The following is a 20,311-nucleotide window of genomic DNA, read 5'->3' on the forward strand; positions in this document are numbered from 1 at the left end:
GCTGCGGCGCACCGAAGCCGCGCTTGAACTTTCGGCGAAGGGGAACGGATGCGGCTGATCGCCGAAAATCTGGGCGGCGAACGCGGCGGCGAGACGGTATTTTCCGGCATCGAATTCGCGCTGGGGGATGGCCAGGCGCTGGTCGTCACCGGGGCGAACGGCGCCGGCAAATCGACGCTGCTCAGGATCATCGCCGGACTGTTGCCGGTGGCGGCAGGCCGTGTGCGGTTCGAAGGTGGGGGCGAAGACTTTCCGTCGGCCGCCTCGGCCTGTCACTATCTCGGCCACCTCGACGCAATGAAGAGCGCACTCACCGTTAAGGAGAATCTGTGCTTCTGGCGCGATTTTTCGGGCGCCGGTTCCAGGGGTGTTGAAGAGGCGCTGGAGACCGTCGGGTTGGGCGGCATCGGCCATCTGCCGTTCGGCTATCTCTCGACCGGCCAGCGCCGCCGCGCCGCGATCGCAAAACTGCTGGTCAGTCATCGGCCATTGTGGCTGCTCGATGAGCCGACGGCGGGACTGGACAAGGCTTCGGAGGAGAGATTCGGCGGGCTAATGCGGAAGCATCTCGATGGTGGGGGGATCGTGGTTGCGGCCACGCATTTGCCGCTGGGGCTGGAGGGGGCGAGGGAGCTTGTGATGGGGATGGTTGGGTGATGCCGGCGCTCTGTCGCACCCCCCTCTGTCCTGCCGGACATCTCCCCCGCAAGGGGGGAGATTGGCGGTTTCAACGACTCGCCCTCTCTTTCACGTTGAAGACTGACGAAAGCCGAGGCGACATCCAATCTCCCCCCTTGCGGGGGAGATGTCCGGCAGGACAGAGGGGGGTGCCTGGGCGAAAGCATCTCACATCATGCTAGCCCTCTTCCTGCGCGACATCCGCTTAAGTATCCGCGCCGGCGGCGGGGCGCTTACCGGCGTGATTTTCTTTCTCGCCGTTATCGCGACCATCCCCTTCGGCGTCGGTCCCGACCTGAAGCTGCTGGCCCGCATCGGCCCGGCGATCCTGTGGATCGCCGCCTTGCTGGCCTGCCTGCTCGGCCTCGACCGGCTGTTCCAGGCTGACCGCGAGGACGGCTCGCTCGATCTTCTGGTGCTTGGCAACGACCGGCACATGCTGGCCCTGACCGTGCTGACGAAATGCCTGGCGCATTGGGCGGGAAGCGTGCTGCCGCTGGTCGTCGCGGCTCCCCTGCTCGGCCTGTTCATGAACATGGAGCCGGCCGGCATCGGCGCCACGGCGCTGACGCTTCTGGTCGGCACGCCGGCGATCACCTTCATCGGTGCTGCCGGTGCCGCGGTGGCGGTAGCGTTGCCGCGCGGCGGACTGCTGATCTCGGTGCTGGTGCTGCCGCTGACCATTCCCGTACTGATCTTCGGCGTATCGGCAAGCTATGGCGCGGTGGCGGACCCCGATCCCTTCCTGCATCCCTTCCTCATTCTTACCGCGCTGACCCTGTTTCTTGCCGTGCTCGGGCCGGTGGCAGCGGCGCTGGCGCTGCGGCACGGAACGGATTGATGTGGCCGCTGCGCATAGAGAACCCGATCTTTCTCCAGACCATCTACGGCAACTACCCCGATCTGTCCTCCGTCGAGGTTACCGGGGCCAAGATGGACCGCAACGGGCCTAGCATGCACCTTTCCTTCATCTCGACCGTCCTTCCCTACCGGCCCCCCGCCAAATGGGCGGCGTTCAATGCCGTGTCTTTCGGGCTTGAGTTCATCGCGGTCGAATCCATTAGCCTTCGCAAGTTCCAGAGCCATGGCTCCAGTGCAATCAGGATGTGGGATGACGCCGGTAGAATCCTGCTTACCTGCGAAGGGGCTGTCAGGCTGTCCCTGACGTGCCAATACATGCGTATCAAAAACATATCAGGTGTTTTGCTTTCGCAGTGACCTTCGGCTTGCGATAACCGCAAATCTGCCGCAGACCCGTTCATTGCGACAAACAGCCGGTGAGGCTATGAATTTCGCCGTGAGAAGCCTTGGATCGGGAAAATGAGCATGCATGCCCTTTATGTCACCGCCGCCTATGCCATTACGGCCGTGGTGCTGGCCGGGCTGGTTGGCTGGATCCTGCTCGACCAGCGCGGCCGCAAGCGAGAGCTCGCCGAGCTGGAGGCGTCCGGCGTGCGCCGGCGCTCCGACAAGGCAGCAAAATCATGAGCACGGAAACGGAAACACCGGCGCGTCGCCGCCTGATCGTGCTGGTGCCGCTGCTGGTCTTTCTCGGGCTGGCGGGATTGTTCCTGGCGCAGCTGTTGTCCGGGCGCGACGTGTCGGAAGTGCCGTCGGCGCTGATCGGCTTGCCGGCGCCGCAGACCAACCTGCCGGCGCTCGAGGGCACCAATTTGCCGGGCCTCGATTCAAAACAGTTCGCCGGCAAAGTGACGCTGGTCAACGTCTTCGCGTCCTGGTGCGCGCCATGCCGCGACGAGCATCCGGTGCTGCTGGCGCTGTCGCAGGACAGACGCTTCGTCATGGCAGCGCTGAACTACAAGGACCAGCCGGAAAACGCCCGTCGGTTCCTTGGCGATCTCGGCAATCCGTTCCAGGCGATCGGCGTCGACCAGGCCGGGCGCACAGCGATCGACTGGGGTGTCTACGGCGTGCCGGAGACCTTCGTCATCGGCAAGGATGGCAAGATCGCCTACAAGCATGTCGGGCCGCTGACGCCGGACTCGGCGCAGACGCTGCTGCTGCCGGAGATCGAGAAGGCGCTGGCCGTGCCGGGCTGATGCCCGCCGATCGTGATAGGTCGACCGAAGACTCAGCCGTAGATCTGCTTGTGGACCTGATAGAGCATTTCTGAGCGGTCGGCGCGCATGTCGGCGAGGTCGCGGCTGCTGAAGCTGTCGATTTCGGCGACGAGGCGGTTGTAATGCCGGCGCTTGGCGATGCTGGCGCGAGCGCGGCTCATGAGGCTGTCGATGATCATAGCGAGTTTCCTTTTGCGCCGCATTTCGCGGCCAGTTGTTCCTCCCTTGATCGATACGAAGCATGACATAGTTATGGTGCGTTGCAAAAATAAGATGTTGCAATGCACCATTGCGCTGGGCGCATAGCCGGTTAACGGGATGTGACCTGCCGTCCGGCCCAGCATTCGCTCCCCTAATGCTTCTGACGCATCATCGATCTTGCCATATCGATCGCAGGCTGGCTTGATCGCGGCTCGCCAAGCGACTGATACCGGGAGGAACCATGACCAGCGAATTCTACGAAGTTCTCGATCCGCGCTTTTCGCGGCTGTTCAACGGCAACGCACAGGTCGACAGGCTGTTTACCGGCTGCCGATGGGCGGAGGGGCCGGCCTGGTTTGCGGCCGGGCGCTATGTGGTGTGGTCCGACATTCCGAACAATCGCATGCTGCGCTACGACGACACCGACGGCAGCGTCAGCGTGTTCCGTCAGCCGTCCGGCAATTCCAATGGCAACACCGTCGACCGGCAAGGCCGGATGGTCACTTGCGAGCACTCCGGCCGCCGCGTCAGCCGCACCGAGCATGACGGCTCGGTCATCACCATCGCCGACAAATGGCGCGGCAAGCGGCTGAACTCGCCCAATGACGCGGTGGTCACGTCCGACGGCTCGATCTGGTTCACCGACCCGAGCTACGGCATCGATACCGATTACGAGGGCGACAAGGCCGAAAGTGAGATCGGCGCCTGCCATGTCTACCGCGTCGATCCCGGCACCGGCGAGACCGAGGCGGTGATCACCGACATGGTCAGGCCCAACGGGCTCGCCTTCTCGCTCGACGAGAGCAAGCTCTACGTCGCCGACACCGGCCGCACGCATGGCGCCCAAAACCCGGCGCACATCCGGGTTTTCACTGTTGGCCAGGGCGGCAAGACGGTCTCCGGCGAAAAGGTCTTTGCCGACTGCACCGCCGGCCTGTTCGACGGTTTCAGGCTGGATGCGGACGGCCGCATCTGGACCAGTGCCGCCGACGGCATCCATTGCTACGATCCAGACGGGACGCTGATCGGCAAGGTCAAGGTACCGGAAGTCGTCGCCAATTGCGTGTTCGGCGGCAACAAGCTGAACTGCCTCTACATCGCCGGCACGACCTCGCTCTACATGGTCCGGCTCATGGTCAACGGCGCCAAAACCTATTGAACGGCCGCCAAGCATATCCAAGGGAGGGCACCATGCCATTCGTGAATATCCGCCTGGTCAAGGAGGTGATTGCCGATGACCCGGCCGGCAAAAAGGCCGCGATCGCCGCCCAGGTGACGGCGGCCATCACCGGCGCCACCGGCCTGACCAGCAACGATGTCTGGGTGGTGTTCGAGGAAGTCGCTGCACGCGACTGGTTCGTCGGCGAGACCGACGTCGAGACGCGGAGGGGCAAGGGCTGATTTCTCGACGAGCACAGCGGCAGTGCGGAAGTTTGCGAGAGGCCTGCGGGACAGCGCCCCCCTCTGCCCTACCGGGCATCTCCCCCACTTGGGGGGAGATCGGCAGCTTCGCCGCATGGCCCTTCTTTCAACGTTGGAGATTGGCGAAAGCAGGGATGACGGCCAATCTCCCTCCTTGTGGGGGAGATGTCCGGCAGGACAGAGGGGGGCGCGAAGGATCGCCGACGCTCGCTTCGCGTTCGCTCTGCCCTGGGATACGACAGCACGATGGCCGCCACTTAACGCGAGCGGATGAAGCCCGCGAAGGCCGAAACGGCGCTGCGCATCGCCAGCCGGTTTTCCGGTTCCGCCAGGATTTTCTCCACCTCCGGCGGCTTCTTGCCGAGCAACGCGATTTCGAGCGCTGCTTCCTCATAGAGCGCGAAAGACATTGTCCGCATGATCTCGGCAAGTGCGGCGGGCAAACAGCGAGCGCGGCGAGGCATGTACCAGCATGGCCGGTTTGCCGACGGCTGCATCGCGCGACACCAGCCAGTCGAGCGCGTTCTTCAGGCCGCCTGGCACACCATGGGCGTATTCCGGGCAGGAGACGATGACGCCGTCAGCGGCGGTGACCGCGTCGATCAGCGCCGCTGCTTGCGGTGGCGTTCGCTCGCCTTCGTCGTCGGGGTTGAAGATCGGCAGCCGCCCAAGCCCATCGTAGACGGCGACGTGACAGTCCGGCAGCGCGTTTTGCGCGAGTGCCGCGACCAGGGCCGAATTGGTCGAGGCGGCGCGCAGGCTGCCAGAGATGGCGAGGATGTTGAGCAAGGAAATGGAGACCGGCTCGAGCGATTCGTCGCCGGGCACACTACCACATGGTCTCTCTGTATTCCTCGTCCAGCCAGCGGTCGGTCGCCTCGGCCGAATCGGCGAGCGCCAACTGGTCGCGCAGGATCTGGCCGAGCGTCGGCAGCGTCGCGCGGTCGTACCAGCTCTCCGGCTTCCACAATTCGGAGCGCATGAAGGCCTTGGCGCAATGCATGTAGGCGGCCTTGACCGTCACCACGACGACGCTTTGCGGTGCCTTGCCGTCGACCGCCAGCCGCTCACGCAATGACGCATCGACGGTGATGCGGGCATCGCCATTGACACGCAGCGTTTCGTTCATGCCGGGAATGAGGAAGAGCAGCCCGATCGAGGGATTGAGAAGGATGTTCTCCAGCGTGTCGAGCCGGTTGTTGCCGGGCCGGTCGGGGATGGCGATGGTCTTCTCGTCAAGCACTGTTACGAAGCCCGGCCTGTCGCCCTTCGGCGTCACATCGGCATTGCCGGCGCCGTCGGACGAGCCGATCAGCACGAAGGGGCTCTTGCCGATGAAGGAACGGCAGTGGCCGTCCAATGCCTTCAGTTCCTTGCGGATCGAACCGTCGGTCGGCCGAGGCGTCTTGTAGATCGTCCTCAACTCGTCGCGCGTGGTGATGAATTCCATGCCCCTCTCCTCCTATTCTGACGCAATTCCCTAGGGAAAGCGCTACGCGCTTTTCCCCGGAAAACCGCTACACACTTTTCTTGGAATTGCTCTATTTGCCGGCTTTCTCTTCCTTGGCGGCCTTGTCCTCGAGCGAGTGGCGCAGGATCAACGGCATTTGGCTTAACGTGAAGACAAGGGTAATGGGAATCGTGCCCCAGACCTTGAAATAAAGCCAGGTTTCCTCAGAAAAATTGCGCCACACGACCTCGTTCAGCACAGCCAGAAAAAGGAAGAAAAGCCCCCATCGGAAAGTGAGCTTGCGCCAGCCTTCGGCGTCGAGATTGAAGGCGGAATCAAAGACATAGCCCAACAGCGATCTGCCAAACGCCAACCCGCCAAGCAGCGTGATGCCGAACAGGCTGTTGATGATTGTCGGCTTCATGAAAGCGAAGGTCTTGTCCTGCAGCCACAGCGCCAGCGCACCAAACACAAACACGACGATGGCCGAGACCAGCGGCATGATCGGCCAGCTGCGCGTCAAAATCCACGAAACGCTGAGCGACAGCGCCGTCGCCACCATAAAGAACGCTGTGGCAATCAGGATAGGCTCGCCGATATGGCTGAGGATCGGGAATTTCCCGACAAGCCACGCGCCGCGGATGGTGGTGAAAAAGAACACCAGACCAGGCCCGAGTTCGAGCAGGAATTTCAGGCCGGGGTTCAACGCCTTGCGTCGCGGATCGGACAGGTCGCGTTCGAGGATGGGTGGGTTCATGGGATCCTTCTTACGCACGATCCAATCCAAAAAGTCTGCAACTTTTCGGGATCATGCTCGTCAAGCCACGCCAGCGATCGCCCTGGCGAACTCGCTTGCGGAAAAGGGTTCGAGGTCGTCGACCTGTTCGCCGACGCCGATGAAGTAGACCGGCAATTTGTGCTTTGCCGCGATCGCCACCAGAATACCGCCGCGCGCCGTGCCGTCCAGCTTGGTCATCACCAGGCCGTTGACGCCGGCGACATTGCGGAAGATCTCGACCTGGTTGAGCGCATTCTGGCCGGTGGTGGCATCGACCGTCTGCAGCACGGTGTGCGGCGCTTCCGGATCGAGCTTGCCCAGCACGCGGACGATCTTTTCCAGTTCCGCCATCAGTTCGGTCTTGTTCTGCAGCCGCCCGGCGGTGTCGATGATCAGCACGTCGGAGCCGGCCTCCTTCGCCCGCTCGAAGGCGTCGTAAGCGAGGCCGGCGGCGTCGGCGCCGAGCTTCGAGGCAATGACCGGCGAGTTGGTGCGCTCGCCCCAGATCTTCAACTGCTCGATCGCGGCGGCGCGGAAAGTGTCGCCGGCGGCGAGCATCACCGAGAGGCCGCCATCGGTCAGCTTTGCGGCGAGCTTGCCGATGGTCGTGGTTTTCCCCGTGCCGTTGACGCCGACGACCAGGATGACATGCGGCTTGTGGCTGAGGTCGAGTTCCAGCGGCATGGCGACATGGGTCAGCACCTTCTCCACCTCCGCCGCCATGATGGCGCGGACTTCCGTCTCGGAGACATCCTTGCCGTAGCGGCTGGCGGAGAGCGCGTCGGTAACGCGCAAAGCCGTCTCCATGCCGAGATCGGCGCGGATCAGCACATCCTCCAGGTCCTGCAGCGTGTCCTCGTCGAGCTTGCGCTTGGTGAAGACGCCGGCGATGTTGCCGGACAACTCCCTGGAAGAGCGGGCAAGCCCGTCTCGCATGCGCTGGAACCAGGAGCGCCTCGGCGCCGGTTCGGGCGCTCTTTGCGGCTCGGCCTTCTGCTCGACCTTCTTGGTTACGGTCACCTTGCCGGGGGCAGGTTTTGGCTCCGGCGATGGTTGCGGAATGGCCTCTGGTTCGGGCGCAATCTCGGTCAAGACCGGTTTCGTTTCGACCGGGGCGGGCTGGCGGAGCGGAGGCGGGATTTCGGCCGGCGGCGCTTCGGGCGCTGCGGAGGGGCTCTCGGCGGGCGGTGCGGTATCTTGCAGAGGTTCGCGCTGCCCCTCACCCTTTCCCGTTCCGGGGCGAGCCGCTTGTCTCGCCGGTCCTCCGGACCCCCGTGAAGGACGGAGAGAGGGGGACGTCAGCGTTGCAGCTTCTTCTTCATCGCTTTCAAAAGGAGGCTCGGCCTGCCGATCAGCCCCCTTCTCCCCGTCACCATACGGGGAGAAGGTGCCGGCAGGCGGATGAGGGGCAGCGCCAGCTTCCGATGACCGAGGCTCAGTCTGGACAATCTCCGGCTGCTCCGGCTCGGGAATAACAAGCTCGGCCGGGATTTCTTCCGGCTCCTCAGCAGGCGTTTCCGACTCCGGCTGGATCTCTGGCTCGGGCGGAATGGTTGGTGCGGGTTCGAGCGGTGGCTGCGGCGCGGGCGGCGCTTCCGTCTCGACAGACGGCGGAGGCGCAGTGTCTGCCTCGGGCCGCGACTCTTCGCGTTTCAAAAACTCCGGGACGGCCTGCTCGGCCGCCGGCTTCAGCGCCTCCAGTTCGTCCCATTTGATCGGCGGCAGCGGTGCGGTCTCGTCGGGCCGCTCCTCGACAACTTCCTTCTTGCCGAACGAAAATATCTTCTTGAAAAACCCGGCCATGTCTTGCGCTCTCAGGCGGCGCGGGCGGCAAGCGGCGCGGCGATCAGTCTGATACCGTCATTGCCGGCGATATCAGCCTCGACGATGTCGCCCGGCGCCCCGGCTGACAACACGGCCAGCGTAAACCCTTCGGTGCGGCCGAGCCCATCGCGCTCGACCAGGATCGACTGGCGTGTGCCAGCGAGCGAGGAAAGGTGACGGCGGTAGGCGACCTCGCCGGCGGCGCGCAACCGTGCGGCGCGCTGCTTGACCATTTCGCGGCGAAGCTGCGGCATGCGCGCGGCGGGCGTGCCCTGGCGCGGCGAAAACGGGAAGACATGGAGATGCGTCAGGCCGCATTCCTCGACGATCTCCAGCGAGTTTTCGAACATGGCATCCGTCTCCGTCGGGAAGCCGGCGATGATGTCGGCGCCGAAAACGATGCCGTGGCGCAGTTTGCGCACATCCTCGCAAAAGCGGATCGACTGGTCGCGGCTGTGCCGGCGCTTCATCCGCTTCAGGATCATGTCGTCACCCGATTGCAGCGACAGGTGCAGATGCGGCATCAGCCTCGGCTCGGTGGCGATGGCGTCCAGCAGATCGTCGTCGGCCTCGATCGAATCGATGGAAGAAAGCCGCAGGCGTTTCACGTCTGGCACCTGCTTCAGGATGGTCTTGACCAATTTGCCGAGCTTCGGTGCGCCCGGCAGATCGGCGCCAAAACTGGTCATGTCGACGCCCGTCAGCACGATCTCGGCATAACCATTGCCGGCGAGTCGCTTGACCTGCTCAACCACGGCGCCCATCGGGACCGAGCGCGAATTTCCGCGACCGTAGGGAATGATGCAGAAGGTGCAGCGGTGGTCGCAGCCGTTCTGCACCTGGACAAAAGCGCGCGCCCGGCCCTCGATGGCGTCGACCATGTGGGTGGCCGTTTCGCGCACCGAAAAGATATCGTTGACGCGCGCCTTTTCGGTGTCGTTGACGCCGAAATCCGGCAGCGCGCGATATGAATGCGCCTTCAGCTTCTCCTCATTGCCGAGGACGAGATCGACCTCGTCCATGGCGACGAAATCCTTCGGGCCGGTCTGCGCGGCGCAGCCGGTGACGATGATGCGGGCGGCCGGGTTCTCACGGCGGGCTTTTCTGATCGACTGCTTGGCCTGGCGCACCGCCTCGCCGGTGACGGCGCAGGTGTTGAAGATGATAGCGCCGCCTTCGAGCCCGCCGAGGCCCGCACTTTCGGCTTCACGCCGCATCACCTCGGATTCATAGGTGTTCAGCCGGCAGCCGAAGGTGACGACGTCGATACCCCTGTTGCCACGAGGAGCCATCAGGCGGCGCTTTCGGTGTCGCGCGCCCACGCCCCGGTCGACGGATCGAAGCTGCCGGAAAATTCCCATTCGGCGGCACCGGTCAGGATGACGTGGTCGTCGTCGCGCCACAGGACGTGCAGCGAGCCGCCGCCGGGCGTCATCAGCGTGACGCTGCGGCCGGTGCGCCGGGTGCGGGCCGCGGCGACCACGGCGGCGCAAGCAGCCGAGCCGCAGGCCTTGGTCAGTCCGGCGCCGCGCTCCCAGGTGCGGATGGCCATGGTCTCCGGCGAAGTCACTTGCGCGATGGTGACGTTGGCGCGCTCAGGGAAGATCGGGTGGTTTTCGAGCAGCGGGCCGAAGCGCTCGAGTTCATAGGACCGGACGTCGCGGTCGACCCAGAAGATGGCGTGCGGATTGCCCATCGAGACGACCGACGGCGAATGCAGTACCGGCGCATCGATCGGGCCGATCTGCAGTTCGATCATGCGGGTGTCGCGAAACTCCTCGGCCAGCGGGATGTCCCGCCAGCCAAAGCGCGGCTTGCCCATGTCGACCGAGATCATTCCGCCGGCATGTTCCTCGGCATTGAGGATGCCGGCGACTGTTTCAAAGGCAAATGTCTTCTGGCCGGTCTCGGCGGCGAGCGCCTGGACGACACAGCGCATGCCGTTGCCGCAGGCTTGCGCACTGGTTCCGTCGGAATTCAAGATGTCGATGAAAAAGGCGGTGCCCGGCGTCCTGGGATCGTGGATCGCCATGATCTGGTCGAACCTGGTCGCGGCGTCGGCATTAAGCGCGACGGCTGCCGCAGGCGTTACGCGATCGGCACGGCCACGCATATCGGCAACGATGATTTCGTTGCCGATACCGTTCATCTTGGCGAAAGGGGCCGCGCTTGCCATGGATCGAAAGGTCTCTTGCCGATTTGGCGCCTATATGGCGGATACCGGCCGAAATTACCAGTGCGGCATGCTTTTCAGGTCACCGCGAATACGCCAAGCACGATCAGCAGGAAGATGATCAGCACGATGCCGATGAGGATGCGGGCGCCGGTTGCGGCGGCTCCAGCCAGTGCCGGCATGCCGAGCAGGCTTGCCGCGGCCGCGATAATCAAAAGAATGATGATCCACCTGATCATGAGAGACACCTCGCAGCCGGCAGGTTTGAACACCTACAAACGCTTCTGCGAGGGCTTGGGTTCCCTGCGGTGGCTGGGCGGGTCGAGGACCCGGCTGTGATATGCAGCTACGGATGCAATGTTGTCATAGTGTTGAATGAACGCTACCGTTGTGTCGATTTGACGTCCGGGAATGGATATTTCGCTGCTAAGCAATCTTGGATCCCTTTTTTCGTCTTACCCAAGATCTTCACCGCACCGAGACCGTAAGCTGACGACGTGTTTGGCGGGCCGGCGATAGAGTTTTCCAATGACTGAGCGTTGGGACACGATCATTATTGGTGGCGGCCAGGCGGGGCTCGCCATGAGTTACTATCTTCACCAACATGAACGTGAGCATGTCGTGTTGGAACGCGCGCGTATTGCCGGACGCTGGCGGACTGAGCGTTGGGATTCGCTTCGGTTTCAATTCATCAACCAGGCAATAGAGCTTCCTGGGGTTTCTTATCAGGACCCTGAACCGGAAGGATTCGCCCACCACACCGCCATCACGCGGTTCATCGAGCACTATGCGGCAAAAATTGCAGCTCCGGTTCGCGAGGGTGTGGAGGTCACGAAGCTCCGACACAGGGATACCGGCGATTATGCGTTGGAGACAAACGCCGGCAGCATGACGGCCCGCAATGTCGTTGTGGCGACGGGCCCTTTCCAGCGTTCGATGGTACCGGCGGTGGCCAAGGATTTGCCTCGATCCGTTTACCAGGTTCACGCTTCGAGGTACCGCAACCCCGACGAGCTCCCCCCCGGAGTGGTGCTGGTGGTGGGCAGTGGTGCATCCGGTAGCCAGATTGCGGATGAACTCCAGCAATCCGGGCGCGATGTCTATCTTTCGGTCAGTCCGCATCGTCGGGTGCCGCGGCGCTATCGCGGCCAGGATGTCTTGTGGTGGTTCGACAAAATGGGACGTTTCGAGATCACTATCGATAGTTTCCCGGAGCGGCGGTATCCCCCCTCGACCGTCGTAACCGGTGTCAACGGCGGTTACGATATGAACGTCCGCCGTTTTGCACGCGATGGTGGAGTGGTGCTGGGACGTGTACTCGGATGCGCCGATGGAAAACTGTTGGTGGCCGGGGATGCCTCGCAGATATTGGCTGAAGCCGATAGGTCCTATGACGATTTTGTCTCCGCGGCAGAGGCGCTGGCAGAGAAACCTGAAGTCGCGGACCACATCAGCGATGGCAATGAACGCTCAGCAACGCCAATCCTGGCGGAAGTCGGCGCGCCCGGTCAGTGGATATCTCCGGTGAGAACGTCGGCTCGGTCATCTGGGGAACGGGATATCGCTTCGACTATAACTGGATCGATTTACCAATTTTCGATTCGCGCAACGCACCTATTCAACAGCGTGGCGTGACAGCCTTTCCCGGCCTGTACTTTCTGGCCTTCATTGGATGCATACCTTCGGCTCCGGCCTTCTTTCATATGTGGGCCGCGACGCCGCCCATATAGCCAGGCATATGGAAGCTTTGCAGCCGCCTTCGCCGTCAGGCCAGCCGCCGCGCTAAACCTTTGGCACGTCCCAGACTTCGCCCGGCTGCAAGGCACGGAAACGATCCCGCGGCAGACCGGCGGCTCCAAGCGCTTCGCCGAGCTTTCTGGCCGGCTCGTCGATCGGCTCGTTGGTGAGCCGGAATGTGCCCCAGTGGCAGCCGGCGGCATAGCCAGCGTTGCACAAAAGCATGCCTTGCACCGCCTCCTCCGGATCCTGGTGATGCGGCGCCATGAACCAGCGCGGCTCGTAGGCGCCGATCGGCAGGATGGCGAGGCGGAAGCCGCCATGCTTTTCAGCCATCAGCCGGTAGTTGATACCGCCGTGGAAGCCGGTATCGCCGGCAAAATAGATCTTTGCACTTGGCGTTTCGACGACGAAACCCGCCCACAGCGCCATGCGCCGGTCGCGAGTACCGCGGGCCGACCAGTGGTGCACCGGCTCGACATGCACGGCGACGTCATCGCCGATATCGACCCGATCGCCCCAGTCATGCGCGGAAAGCCGCATACCGGGAACGGCAGCGCCGATGATGGCGTCGTTGCCGAGCGGCGTCAGCAGTAGCGGGTCGTGCGTTGCCTTCAGGCGCTTCAGCGTGGCGAGGTCGAGATGGTCGTAATGGTTGTGGCTGACCAGCACGAGGTCGATCGGCGGCAGATGGGAAAAGGCGATGCCCGGCGGATTGACGCGTTTCGGCCCGGCGAACGAGATTGGCGAGACACGCCGCGACCAGACCGGATCGGTAAGGATGTTCAGGCCGGCTGTCTGGACGAGCAGCGAGGAATGGCCGACCATGGTGAGGCGGAGCGCTGCACCATCGATCCGCTCGACCGGTCTTGCCGGTGGAAACGGACTCGGATTCGCCGCCGGCCATTTCGAGCGCTCGCCGCTCAATTGTCATTTCAACAGATCGGCAAAGCGACCCGGCGGCCGGCCGTCGGGATTGAAGAACAAGGTGCCGTCGAAATGATCGCTGGGCGGGCCGCTGTAATAGCGGTTGGCGGCTCTCTTTCTCGCGGCCAAGAAATCGGCTCCCTGCAGTTTGCTGATCGCCAAGAGATAATGCCGGAGCCAGCTGGCGCAAGCATTTGAGGTGAACGTCAAGAATTTGGAGCCGGCGCGCCGTATCGCACCGACCCGGAGGTATCAGCCAGGCAATGTGCATTTTGCGATAAATTTGCAACATTAGCGGCGCAAACCGTATTTTAACTATATCGGGTTGAAATTTCGCCACCTTCTCCATCTTGGTGAGAGGGACATTGCGCGGACGGCACCCCCCAGCCGGATCCGACGGAGGTTGAAGAATGAGATTTTCGAAAACCGGCCTGCTGGCCGTATCGCTGGCCGCGCTCGTTGCGAGCGGCTGTTCAACCTCGCGGTTCTCATCAATGGACGAGCAGCAGCCGGCGCCGCTGGAAGCTGCGCCCGCCGGCAAGGTGACTGCAAACCAGCTGCCGCCCCCGGCGACACCCGGCCCGGCCGATCCGTCGAAATTTCCAACCGCGCCGCAGAACACCCAGGTCGCCTCGTTGCCGCCCGACGGGACGGCGCCGGCCGGCGCGGCCGACCTGACCGCCTCCGGCGTCGCCGGCGTGTGGAAGGCAAGCGTGTCCGGCCAGAGCTGTCAGGTGGCGACGCCGCAGACCAAATTCGGCTCGGGCTATCGCGCCGGACCGCTGCATTGCCCGGCGCCGCTCGACGGCATCAAATCCTGGAACGTCGCCGGCAAACAGCTGACGCTCTTTGACGAGAACGGCGGCACGCTGGCACGGCTGTATTCCTCGGGCGGCGAGAAATTCGACGGCCAGACTTCCAACGGCCTGCCGATCTCGCTTACAAGGTAATCGAACCGCCCCTATTGTTACGCAATTCCGGACGGAAAACCGTTATACACTTTCCTGGAATTGCTGCAGAACGACGTGACCGATGCATCTGCGTGACGGCCTCCAGACCCATGCGACCGTCAAGCAGCGCTACGACCATCTGGTCGAGACGGGCGCCATCGGGCGCGACCCGGCGCAGGAGCGGATCGCCGCTGCGCTCGACCGGCTGATCGACGAAATATCGGCAAAGCGGCTGGCGCATAAATCAAGCGCACTTGGGTGGCTGTTCGCCCGCAAGCGCGAAGTGCACGAGGCAGTCAAGGGCCTCTACATCCATGGCGGCGTCGGCCGCGGCAAAACCATGCTGATGGATATGTTCTTCGAGCTGCTGCCGGTGCGGCGCAAGCGCCGCGTGCATTTCAACGATTTCATGGCCGACGTGCAGGATCGCATCCAGAAGCACCGGCAGGCTCGCAAGAACGGCACGGCCAAGGAGGACGATCCGATCCCACCGGTGGCGCGCGCGCTGGCCGAGGAAGCCTGGGTGCTGTGCTTCGACGAGTTTTCGGTCACCGACATCGCCGATGCGATGATCCTGTCCAGGTTGTTTTCGGCGTTGTTTGCCAATGGCGTGGTGCTGGTCGCCACTTCCAATGTCGCGCCGCAGGAGCTCTACCGTGACGGCCTGAACCGTCAGTTGTTCTTGCCGTTTGTTGCTATCTTGGAGCGCCACGCGCAGGTGCTGGCGCTGGACGCCGACAAGGATTACCGCCTCGACAAGCTCAGCCGCATGCCGGTCTACGTCACCCCGGCCGATGCCGCCGCCGACCATGCGCTCGACGACGCCTGGGCGGTGATGACGCATGGCAGGCCGACGGCCGAGACGATGCTGATGGTGAAGGGCCGGCATGTCGTAGTGCCGCGTGCTGCCGGCGAGGCGGCGCGGTTTTCCTTCGCTGATCTCTGCGAGAGGCCGCTCGGCGCCCGTGACTATCTTGCCATCGCCGGCCGTTTCTCGACCATCTTCATCGACCATGTGCCGGTGCTCGGCGAAGGCAAGCGCAACGAAGCCAAGCGCTTCATCCTGCTGGTCGATACGCTCTACGATCATCATGTGCGGCTGGTGATGAGCGCCGCAGCACCGCCGCCGCAGCTCTATACGGCCAAGCGCGGCAACGAGGTCTTCGAGTTCGAGCGCACCGCATCGCGGCTGATCGAGATGCAGAGCCACGACTGGCTGGAGGATTGGGTGGAAAGGCAGAAGGCGCGGGGATCATCGACAGAGGCGCGGCAGGCTTAGGGCTAGGAGCCCGATGCCCAGCAGGCTGATCTGCAGCGCTCCTTCACACCTGTCCAGCCATCGTTAAAAGGGTCCGTCCCGCCGCGTCTATAATCGATAAACATACATCACAAAATCCTCCGCCGGCCCATGCGGCACCTTTCGCGACTCGTAAAGTGCGCGAGCAGCAACATTGTCCGGCTCGGTGCCGACCCAGGCCTCCTCACAACCATGCTCGCGACCGAGTGCGAACATGGCGTCGAGCATCCTCGTCGCAATGCCCTGGCGTTGAAAGGCCGGCGCCACGCCGACCTCGTCTATGTAGAGTTCGCTCACCTTGTCCGGGTGCCGGTGGACGATCGCGGCGCATTGGCCGATAACGACGCCGTCGGCGAGGGCCACGATCATGAAATGGCCGGGCGCCGCGAGATAGGCAGAGAGTCGATCCGGCCTGACCGGCTCATCGAAAACCTCGTCGGCAACCCGCATCACAAGGGCGTCATCGCCCGGAAACAGCCTTCTGATTTCAGATGCCATTGTGTAGAATTCCTCTAGCCGGCTTCAGAACTTTTACGTTTACGTAAGTCCCATTGTTTCTAACCGATTGAAATTACTCACTCCAAAATAATCGTTTGAATTTTTGCACGGCCGGGGCTATTGCGTGCGGCGAATTTCGCGGTTCCGCAGCATTCCGGCCTCTTCCTCCGACGCCGTCATCAAATCGTCAAGGATTTGGGCGCCGTCATAGTCAAAGGGAAACATCCTGACATGGCACGCAACAAGATAGCGCTCATCGGCTCGGGCATGATCGGCGGCACCCTCGCCCACATGGTCGGCCTGAAGGATCTCGGCGACGTCGTGCTGTTCGATATCGCCGAAGGCATCCCGCAAGGCAAGGGGCTGGACATCGCGCAGTCGTCGCCGGTCGATGGGTTCGACTCCAGGCTGACCGGCGTCAACGACTATGCCGGCATCGAGGGCGCCGACGTCTGCATCGTCACCGCCGGCGTGCCGCGCAAGCCCGGCATGAGCCGCGACGATCTTCTGGGCATCAATCTGAAGGTGATGGAGCAGGTCGGCGCCGGCCTCAAGAAATACGCGCCGAAGGCCTTCGTCATCTGCATCACCAATCCGCTCGACGCCATGGTCTGGGCGCTGCAGAAGTTTTCCGGCCTGCCGAAGAGCCATGTCGTCGGCATGGCCGGCGTGCTCGACAGTTCGCGCTTCCGTTATTTCCTGGCCGAGGAATTCAAGGTCTCGGTCGAGGATGTCACCGCCTTCGTGCTCGGTGGCCACGGCGATTCCATGGTGCCGATGATCCGCTATTCCACCGTTGCCGGCATCCCGCTGCCCGACCTTATCAAGATGGGCTGGACCTCGAAGGAGCGGCTCGACCAGATCGTGCAGCGCACCCGCGACGGCGGCGCCGAGATCGTCGGCCTGCTCAAGACCGGTTCGGCCTTCTACGCGCCCGCCGCCTCGGCCATCGCCATGGCCGAAGCCTATCTCAAGGACAAGAAGCGGGTGCTGCCCTGTGCTGCCTTTCTTTCCGGCCAATATGGCGTCAAGAACACCTATGTCGGCGTTCCCGTGGTGATCGGCGCCGGCGGCGTCGAGCGTATCATCGAGATCGAACTGGCGAAAAGCGAACAGAAGATGTTCGACAGTTCGGTCGCCGCGGTGCAGGGTCTGTGCGACGCCTGCGTCAAGATCGCTCCGCATCTCGCGGCCAAATAAGCCGGCAACCAAGCCCGCCAAACAAGCTGGAGACATAGCGCATGAACATCCATGAGTATCAGGGCAAGGCGCTGCTGAAAGGTTTTGGCGCACCGGTGGCCGAGGGCGTGCCGGTGTTCAAGGCGAGCGAGGCGGAAGCCGCCGCCAAGGCGCTGCCCGGCCCGCTCTATGTGGTCAAGAGCCAGATCCATGCCGGCGGCCGCGGCAAGGGCAAGTTCAAGGAGCTCGGCGCCGATGCGAAGGGCGGCGTCAGGCTGGCGAAGTCGGTGGCCGAGGTCGTCGCCAACGCCAAGGAGATGCTCGGCCATACGCTGGTCACCAAGCAGACCGGCCCGGCCGGCAAGCAGGTCAACCGGCTCTACATCGAGGACGGCGCTGACATCGAGCGCGAGCTCTATCTGTCGATCCTGGTCGACCGCTCGGTCGGGCGCGTCGCCTTCGTCGTCTCGACCGAGGGCGGCATGGACATCGAGGCGGTCGCCCACGACACGCCGGAAAAGATCATCACCGTCGCCATCGACCCGGAAAAGGGCGTGACGGCCGACGATGTGAACACGCTCAACGCCGCACTGAGGCTCGACGGCGACGCCGCCAAAGATGGTGGCACGCTGTTTCCGATCCTCTACAAGGCATTTGTCGAGAAGGACATGAGCCTGCTCGAGATCAACCCGCTGATCGTCATGAAGAGCGGCCGGCTGCGCGTGCTCGACGCAAAAGTGTCGTTCGACAACAATGCGCTGTTCCGCCACCCGGACGTGCTCGAATTGCGCGACACCACCGAAGAGGACGAGAAGGAGATCGAGGCGTCGAAATACGACCTCGCCTATGTCGCGCTCGACGGTAATATCGGCTGCATGGTCAACGGCGCCGGCCTTGCCATGGCGACGATGGACATCATCAAGCTCTACGGCGCCGAGCCGGCCAACTTCCTCGATGTCGGCGGCGGCGCGTCTAAGGAAAAAGTGACGGCGGCGTTCAAGATCATCACCAAGGATCCAGCGGTCAAAGGCATTCTGATCAATATCTTCGGCGGCATCATGAAGTGCGACATCATCGCTGAGGGCGTCATCGCCGCGGTCAAGGAGGTCGGCCTGCAAGTGCCGCTGGTTGTGCGGCTGGAAGGAACCAATGCCGAGCTCGGCAAGAAGATCATCAACGACAGCGGGCTGAACGTGGTGTCGGCCGATGATCTCGACGATGCGGCCAAGAAGATCGTGGCGGCGGTGAAACACTGAGAAACTAGGAGCGTTGCGTTGGGTAGCTTCCCCATTCACTGGGAAGAAGAGGTTCAGAGCTTGGACCAGCTGCCCGACCGCAGCCCTATTCGGTCGAGGAAATCGAACAATACCTTTGGGAGTGCCACTATCATTGGAAGCTGGACGAAAAACCGATGCACTACAAAGTGCGGGGCGTAGTCGCTGAGGAGACCGATAATTATCGACGTTTCTGGCTTTATCAGGTGTCAGATGAGATTGGGCGCGAGTGGTACGTCGTCGTCGGAGCAGGAAAGAGCCCGTTCAAACCTACGATGAAAATGAGAGCCTGGATGTATGGCAAAGAGAATGATCTCGGACATGCACCTGACCGTTTCCTGCGGGATGAGATTGATGAACAGCACGCTGCCGATGCCCGATGACGGAAAAGGAATGAGCCTGTGCCTCCGCACAAGATAAACCTCGTCGAGGCGGCGGATACGAAGATCAAGAAGGTCTTCGATCCGCATATTGCCGGCGACGTCAACGATTCCCAGGTCAAGATCGCCAAGTTCGGCGACGTCTTCGACTGGCACGCGCACGACAATGAAGACGAGGCCTTCCTGGTGCTGCGCGGCCGCATCGCCATCGATTTCCGCGACGGCACGGTGGAGCTTTCCAGCGGCGAGTTCATCGTCGTGCCGCGCGCCGTCGAGCACCGGCCGCGCTCGCTGAGCGAAGAACCTGTTGTGCTGATGTTCGAGCCGGCGACGACGCTCAACACCGGCAATGCCAAGAGCGACCTCACGGTCGCCGACCTCAAGCGATTGTGACCACGGCGGCTATGACCATGAGCGCGCGGCCTTCCCCGATCAACGGTTTTTGAAAAGGACCACCATGTCCATCCTCGTCGACAAGAACACCAAGGTGCTGGTGCAAGGCCTGACCGGCAAGACCGGCACGTTCCACACCGAACAGGCGCTGGCTTATCACGGCACGAAAATGGTCGGCGGCATCCATCCCAAGAAGGGCGGCGAGACCTGGACCGGCACCAAGGGCGAGGCACTGCCGATCTTCGCCACCGTAGCCGAAGGCAAGGCGAAGACCGGCGCCAACGCTTCGGTCGTCTACGTGCCGCCGGCGGGTGCTGCCGAAGCGATCCTGGAAGCGATCGAGGCCGAGATCCCGCTGATCGTCTGCATCACCGAGGGCATACCGGTGATGGACATGATCAAGGTCAAGGCGAGGCTCGACCGCTCGAAATCGCGGCTGATAGGGCCGAACTGCCCCGGCGTGCTGACCCCCGACCAATGCAAGATCGGCATCATGCCCGGCAACATCTTCCGCAAGGGCTCGGTCGGCGTTGTTTCGCGCTCGGGAACGCTTACCTATGAGGCGGTGTTCCAGACCACCAATGTCGGTCTCGGCCAGACCACCGCCGTCGGCATTGGCGGCGACCCGGTCAAAGGCACGGAGTTCATCGACGTGCTGGAGATGTTCCTCGCCGACGACGAGACCACGTCGATCATCATGATCGGTGAGATCGGCGGCTCGGCCGAGGAAGACGCCGCGCAGTTCCTCAAGGATGAGGCAAAGCGTGGCCGCAGCAAGCCGATGGCGGGCTTCATCGCCGGGCGCACGGCGCCGGCGGGCCGCACCATGGGCCATGCGGGCGCGGTCATCTCGGGCGGCAAGGGCGGCGCGGAAGACAAGATCGCGGCGATGGAATCGGCCGGCATCAAGGTATCGCCGTCGCCAGCACGGCTCGGTACGACGCTGGTCGAGGCGATCAAAGGATAAGTGAGTAGCGAGTAGTGAATAGCGAATAGGAAAAACAGAGTAACGGCGCGAACCAGGGAAATCCTTACTCACTACTCTCTATTCGCTCTGAAAAGGAGACGG

At 62.9% G+C, this 20,311-nt stretch carries 25 protein-coding genes and 1 pseudogene; 15 read left to right on the top strand and 11 right to left on the bottom strand.

The genetic code is table 11. The annotated features are described in order from the left end of the window. Positions 1-48 precede the first annotated feature (48 nt). From ccmA to NKH63_RS27515, 5 genes are all read left to right on the top strand, one after another. Positions 49-657, top strand: coding sequence for a heme ABC exporter ATP-binding protein CcmA (ccmA, locus tag NKH63_RS27495; RefSeq protein WP_023721885.1), 609 nt, complete (start codon positions 49-51; stop codon positions 655-657). A 196-nt stretch (positions 658-853) separates the two neighbouring features. Then, complete coding sequence (ccmB, locus tag NKH63_RS27500) at positions 854-1,519, top strand: heme exporter protein CcmB (protein ID WP_023721884.1); 666 nt, start codon at positions 854-856, stop codon at positions 1,517-1,519. After that, complete coding sequence (locus NKH63_RS27505; protein WP_352481064.1) at positions 1,519-1,896, top strand: Imm50 family immunity protein; 378 nt, start codon at positions 1,519-1,521, stop codon at positions 1,894-1,896. The genes ccmB and NKH63_RS27505 overlap by 1 nt, the downstream gene beginning before the upstream one ends. A 102-nt stretch (positions 1,897-1,998) precedes the next feature. Continuing rightward, positions 1,999-2,166: a heme exporter protein CcmD gene (gene ccmD, locus NKH63_RS27510; protein WP_023721882.1), complete on the top strand. Its 168-nt coding sequence runs from the start codon at positions 1,999-2,001 to the stop codon at positions 2,164-2,166. Then, positions 2,163-2,738: a DsbE family thiol:disulfide interchange protein gene (locus tag NKH63_RS27515; protein ID WP_352790086.1), complete on the top strand. Its 576-nt coding sequence runs from the start codon at positions 2,163-2,165 to the stop codon at positions 2,736-2,738. Before ccmD ends, NKH63_RS27515 begins: the two co-directional genes overlap by 4 nt. Positions 2,739-2,770: 32 nt before the next feature. Here NKH63_RS27515 and NKH63_RS27520 read toward each other — a convergent pair whose 3' ends face one another. After that, positions 2,771-2,938: a hypothetical protein gene (locus NKH63_RS27520; protein WP_023721879.1), complete on the bottom strand. Its 168-nt coding sequence runs from the start codon at positions 2,936-2,938 to the stop codon at positions 2,771-2,773. 263 nt (positions 2,939-3,201) lie between these two features. Between NKH63_RS27520 and NKH63_RS27525 the strand changes: the two genes are divergently transcribed. Both NKH63_RS27525 and NKH63_RS27530 read left to right on the top strand, forming a co-directional pair. Beyond that, positions 3,202-4,119 (top strand): SMP-30/gluconolactonase/LRE family protein, encoded by a 918-nt coding sequence (locus NKH63_RS27525; RefSeq protein ID WP_352481062.1) that lies wholly within the window; start codon positions 3,202-3,204, stop codon positions 4,117-4,119. A gap of 32 nt (positions 4,120-4,151) precedes the next feature. Beyond that, on the top strand, positions 4,152-4,361 hold the full coding sequence (locus tag NKH63_RS27530; protein WP_352481061.1) for a tautomerase family protein: 210 nt from the start codon (positions 4,152-4,154) through the stop codon (positions 4,359-4,361). A 278-nt stretch (positions 4,362-4,639) separates the two neighbouring features. Here NKH63_RS27530 and NKH63_RS27535 read toward each other — a convergent pair whose 3' ends face one another. From NKH63_RS27535 to NKH63_RS27570, 8 genes are all read right to left on the bottom strand, one after another. Then, positions 4,640-4,792 carry a hypothetical protein gene (locus tag NKH63_RS27535; protein ID WP_352919631.1) on the bottom strand — a complete coding sequence of 51 codons (153 nt, stop codon included), beginning with the start codon at positions 4,790-4,792 and terminating at the stop codon, positions 4,640-4,642. Beyond that, positions 4,773-5,210 (bottom strand): NADPH-dependent FMN reductase, encoded by a 438-nt coding sequence (locus NKH63_RS27540; protein ID WP_352919634.1) that lies wholly within the window; start codon positions 5,208-5,210, stop codon positions 4,773-4,775. Before NKH63_RS27540 ends, NKH63_RS27535 begins: the two co-directional genes overlap by 20 nt. A gap of 1 nt (position 5,211) precedes the next feature. Beyond that, the gene (locus NKH63_RS27545; RefSeq protein WP_352481060.1) at positions 5,212-5,832 is read right to left on the bottom strand and encodes a pyridoxamine 5'-phosphate oxidase family protein; all 621 of its coding nucleotides are present in this window, start codon (positions 5,830-5,832) and stop codon (positions 5,212-5,214) included. 91 nt (positions 5,833-5,923) lie between these two features. Next, positions 5,924-6,589, bottom strand: a complete 666-nt coding sequence (locus tag NKH63_RS27550; RefSeq protein ID WP_352817258.1) for a septation protein A — start codon at positions 6,587-6,589, stop codon at positions 5,924-5,926. A 60-nt stretch (positions 6,590-6,649) separates the two neighbouring features. Then, complete coding sequence (ftsY, locus tag NKH63_RS27555; RefSeq protein ID WP_352494044.1) at positions 6,650-8,413, bottom strand: signal recognition particle-docking protein FtsY; 1,764 nt, start codon at positions 8,411-8,413, stop codon at positions 6,650-6,652. An 11-nt stretch (positions 8,414-8,424) separates the two neighbouring features. Beyond that, a complete protein-coding gene (gene mtaB, locus NKH63_RS27560; protein WP_352494045.1) occupies positions 8,425-9,726 on the bottom strand; it encodes a tRNA (N(6)-L-threonylcarbamoyladenosine(37)-C(2))-methylthiotransferase MtaB in 1,302 nt (433 codons plus the stop codon). Then, positions 9,726-10,610: a diaminopimelate epimerase gene (dapF, locus tag NKH63_RS27565; protein WP_352919637.1), complete on the bottom strand. Its 885-nt coding sequence runs from the start codon at positions 10,608-10,610 to the stop codon at positions 9,726-9,728. The genes mtaB and dapF overlap by 1 nt, the downstream gene beginning before the upstream one ends. Before the next feature lie 74 nt (positions 10,611-10,684). Continuing rightward, positions 10,685-10,846: a DUF1328 family protein gene (locus tag NKH63_RS27570; RefSeq protein ID WP_031195454.1), complete on the bottom strand. Its 162-nt coding sequence runs from the start codon at positions 10,844-10,846 to the stop codon at positions 10,685-10,687. A 289-nt stretch (positions 10,847-11,135) separates the two neighbouring features. Here NKH63_RS27570 and NKH63_RS27575 point away from each other — a divergent pair, with 289 nt between their 5' ends. Then, on the top strand, positions 11,136-12,242 hold the full coding sequence (locus NKH63_RS27575) for a flavin-containing monooxygenase (RefSeq protein ID WP_352919640.1): 1,107 nt from the start codon (positions 11,136-11,138) through the stop codon (positions 12,240-12,242). A 147-nt stretch (positions 12,243-12,389) separates the two neighbouring features. On the opposite strand, the pseudogene NKH63_RS27580 reads toward NKH63_RS27575, so the two are convergent. Next, positions 12,390-13,400 (bottom strand): annotated as a pseudogene (locus tag NKH63_RS27580) (MBL fold metallo-hydrolase). Between the two features lie 281 nt (positions 13,401-13,681). On the opposite strand from NKH63_RS27580, the gene NKH63_RS27585 reads away from it, so the two are divergent. Next, positions 13,682-14,221, top strand: coding sequence for an AprI/Inh family metalloprotease inhibitor (locus NKH63_RS27585; RefSeq protein ID WP_352919643.1), 540 nt, complete (start codon positions 13,682-13,684; stop codon positions 14,219-14,221). A gap of 82 nt (positions 14,222-14,303) precedes the next feature. After that, positions 14,304-15,500: a cell division protein ZapE gene (gene zapE / locus NKH63_RS27590; RefSeq protein ID WP_352494048.1), complete on the top strand. Its 1,197-nt coding sequence runs from the start codon at positions 14,304-14,306 to the stop codon at positions 15,498-15,500. 87 nt (positions 15,501-15,587) lie between these two features. Here zapE and NKH63_RS27595 read toward each other — a convergent pair whose 3' ends face one another. After that, positions 15,588-16,016 carry a GNAT family N-acetyltransferase gene (locus NKH63_RS27595; RefSeq protein ID WP_031195456.1) on the bottom strand — a complete coding sequence of 143 codons (429 nt, stop codon included), beginning with the start codon at positions 16,014-16,016 and terminating at the stop codon, positions 15,588-15,590. Between the two features lie 231 nt (positions 16,017-16,247). On the opposite strand from NKH63_RS27595, the gene mdh reads away from it, so the two are divergent. From mdh to sucD, 5 genes are all read left to right on the top strand, one after another. Continuing rightward, positions 16,248-17,216 (top strand): malate dehydrogenase, encoded by a 969-nt coding sequence (mdh, locus tag NKH63_RS27600; protein ID WP_023723107.1) that lies wholly within the window; start codon positions 16,248-16,250, stop codon positions 17,214-17,216. A 41-nt stretch (positions 17,217-17,257) separates the two neighbouring features. Next, entirely contained in the window at positions 17,258-18,451 is a 1,194-nt protein-coding gene (gene sucC / locus NKH63_RS27605) for an ADP-forming succinate--CoA ligase subunit beta (protein WP_352494049.1), read from the top strand. A gap of 155 nt (positions 18,452-18,606) precedes the next feature. Beyond that, positions 18,607-18,852, top strand: coding sequence for a hypothetical protein (locus tag NKH63_RS27610; protein WP_352919647.1), 246 nt, complete (start codon positions 18,607-18,609; stop codon positions 18,850-18,852). An 18-nt stretch (positions 18,853-18,870) separates the two neighbouring features. Further along, positions 18,871-19,242 carry a cupin domain-containing protein gene (locus NKH63_RS27615; protein WP_352494050.1) on the top strand — a complete coding sequence of 124 codons (372 nt, stop codon included), beginning with the start codon at positions 18,871-18,873 and terminating at the stop codon, positions 19,240-19,242. Positions 19,243-19,306: 64 nt separating this feature from the next. After that, a complete protein-coding gene (gene sucD / locus NKH63_RS27620; RefSeq protein ID WP_352919650.1) occupies positions 19,307-20,209 on the top strand; it encodes a succinate--CoA ligase subunit alpha in 903 nt (300 codons plus the stop codon). Positions 20,210-20,311 lie beyond the last annotated feature (102 nt).

The organism is Mesorhizobium sp. M0960 (genome assembly GCF_040319055.1).
Lineage (GTDB): Bacteria > Pseudomonadota > Alphaproteobacteria > Rhizobiales > Rhizobiaceae > Mesorhizobium.

Excerpts from the sequence above, each read along its gene's own strand:
- ccmA (WP_023721885.1), top strand. The coding sequence starts at position 49 with ATGCGGCTGATCGCCGAAAATCTGGGCGGCGAACGCGGCGGCGAGACG.
- ccmB (WP_023721884.1), top strand. The coding sequence starts at position 854 with ATGCTAGCCCTCTTCCTGCGCGACATCCGCTTAAGTATCCGCGCCGGC.
- NKH63_RS27505 (WP_352481064.1), top strand. The coding sequence starts at position 1,519 with ATGTGGCCGCTGCGCATAGAGAACCCGATCTTTCTCCAGACCATCTAC.
- ccmD (WP_023721882.1), top strand. The coding sequence starts at position 1,999 with ATGAGCATGCATGCCCTTTATGTCACCGCCGCCTATGCCATTACGGCC.
- NKH63_RS27515 (WP_352790086.1), top strand. The coding sequence starts at position 2,163 with ATGAGCACGGAAACGGAAACACCGGCGCGTCGCCGCCTGATCGTGCTG.
- NKH63_RS27520 (WP_023721879.1), bottom strand. The coding sequence starts at position 2,938 with ATGATCATCGACAGCCTCATGAGCCGCGCTCGCGCCAGCATCGCCAAG.
- NKH63_RS27525 (WP_352481062.1), top strand. The coding sequence starts at position 3,202 with ATGACCAGCGAATTCTACGAAGTTCTCGATCCGCGCTTTTCGCGGCTG.
- NKH63_RS27530 (WP_352481061.1), top strand. The coding sequence starts at position 4,152 with ATGCCATTCGTGAATATCCGCCTGGTCAAGGAGGTGATTGCCGATGAC.
- NKH63_RS27535 (WP_352919631.1), bottom strand. The coding sequence starts at position 4,792 with ATGTCTTTCGCGCTCTATGAGGAAGCAGCGCTCGAAATCGCGTTGCTC.
- NKH63_RS27545 (WP_352481060.1), bottom strand. The coding sequence starts at position 5,832 with ATGGAATTCATCACCACGCGCGACGAGTTGAGGACGATCTACAAGACG.
- NKH63_RS27550 (WP_352817258.1), bottom strand. The coding sequence starts at position 6,589 with ATGAACCCACCCATCCTCGAACGCGACCTGTCCGATCCGCGACGCAAG.
- ftsY (WP_352494044.1), bottom strand. The coding sequence starts at position 8,413 with ATGGCCGGGTTTTTCAAGAAGATATTTTCGTTCGGCAAGAAGGAAGTT.
- mtaB (WP_352494045.1), bottom strand. The coding sequence starts at position 9,726 with ATGGCTCCTCGTGGCAACAGGGGTATCGACGTCGTCACCTTCGGCTGC.
- dapF (WP_352919637.1), bottom strand. The coding sequence starts at position 10,610 with ATGGCAAGCGCGGCCCCTTTCGCCAAGATGAACGGTATCGGCAACGAA.
- NKH63_RS27570 (WP_031195454.1), bottom strand. The coding sequence starts at position 10,846 with ATGATCAGGTGGATCATCATTCTTTTGATTATCGCGGCCGCGGCAAGC.
- NKH63_RS27575 (WP_352919640.1), top strand. The coding sequence starts at position 11,136 with ATGACTGAGCGTTGGGACACGATCATTATTGGTGGCGGCCAGGCGGGG.
- NKH63_RS27585 (WP_352919643.1), top strand. The coding sequence starts at position 13,682 with ATGAGATTTTCGAAAACCGGCCTGCTGGCCGTATCGCTGGCCGCGCTC.
- zapE (WP_352494048.1), top strand. The coding sequence starts at position 14,304 with ATGCATCTGCGTGACGGCCTCCAGACCCATGCGACCGTCAAGCAGCGC.
- NKH63_RS27595 (WP_031195456.1), bottom strand. The coding sequence starts at position 16,016 with ATGGCATCTGAAATCAGAAGGCTGTTTCCGGGCGATGACGCCCTTGTG.
- mdh (WP_023723107.1), top strand. The coding sequence starts at position 16,248 with ATGGCACGCAACAAGATAGCGCTCATCGGCTCGGGCATGATCGGCGGC.
- sucC (WP_352494049.1), top strand. The coding sequence starts at position 17,258 with ATGAACATCCATGAGTATCAGGGCAAGGCGCTGCTGAAAGGTTTTGGC.
- NKH63_RS27610 (WP_352919647.1), top strand. The coding sequence starts at position 18,607 with ATGCACTACAAAGTGCGGGGCGTAGTCGCTGAGGAGACCGATAATTAT.
- sucD (WP_352919650.1), top strand. The coding sequence starts at position 19,307 with ATGTCCATCCTCGTCGACAAGAACACCAAGGTGCTGGTGCAAGGCCTG.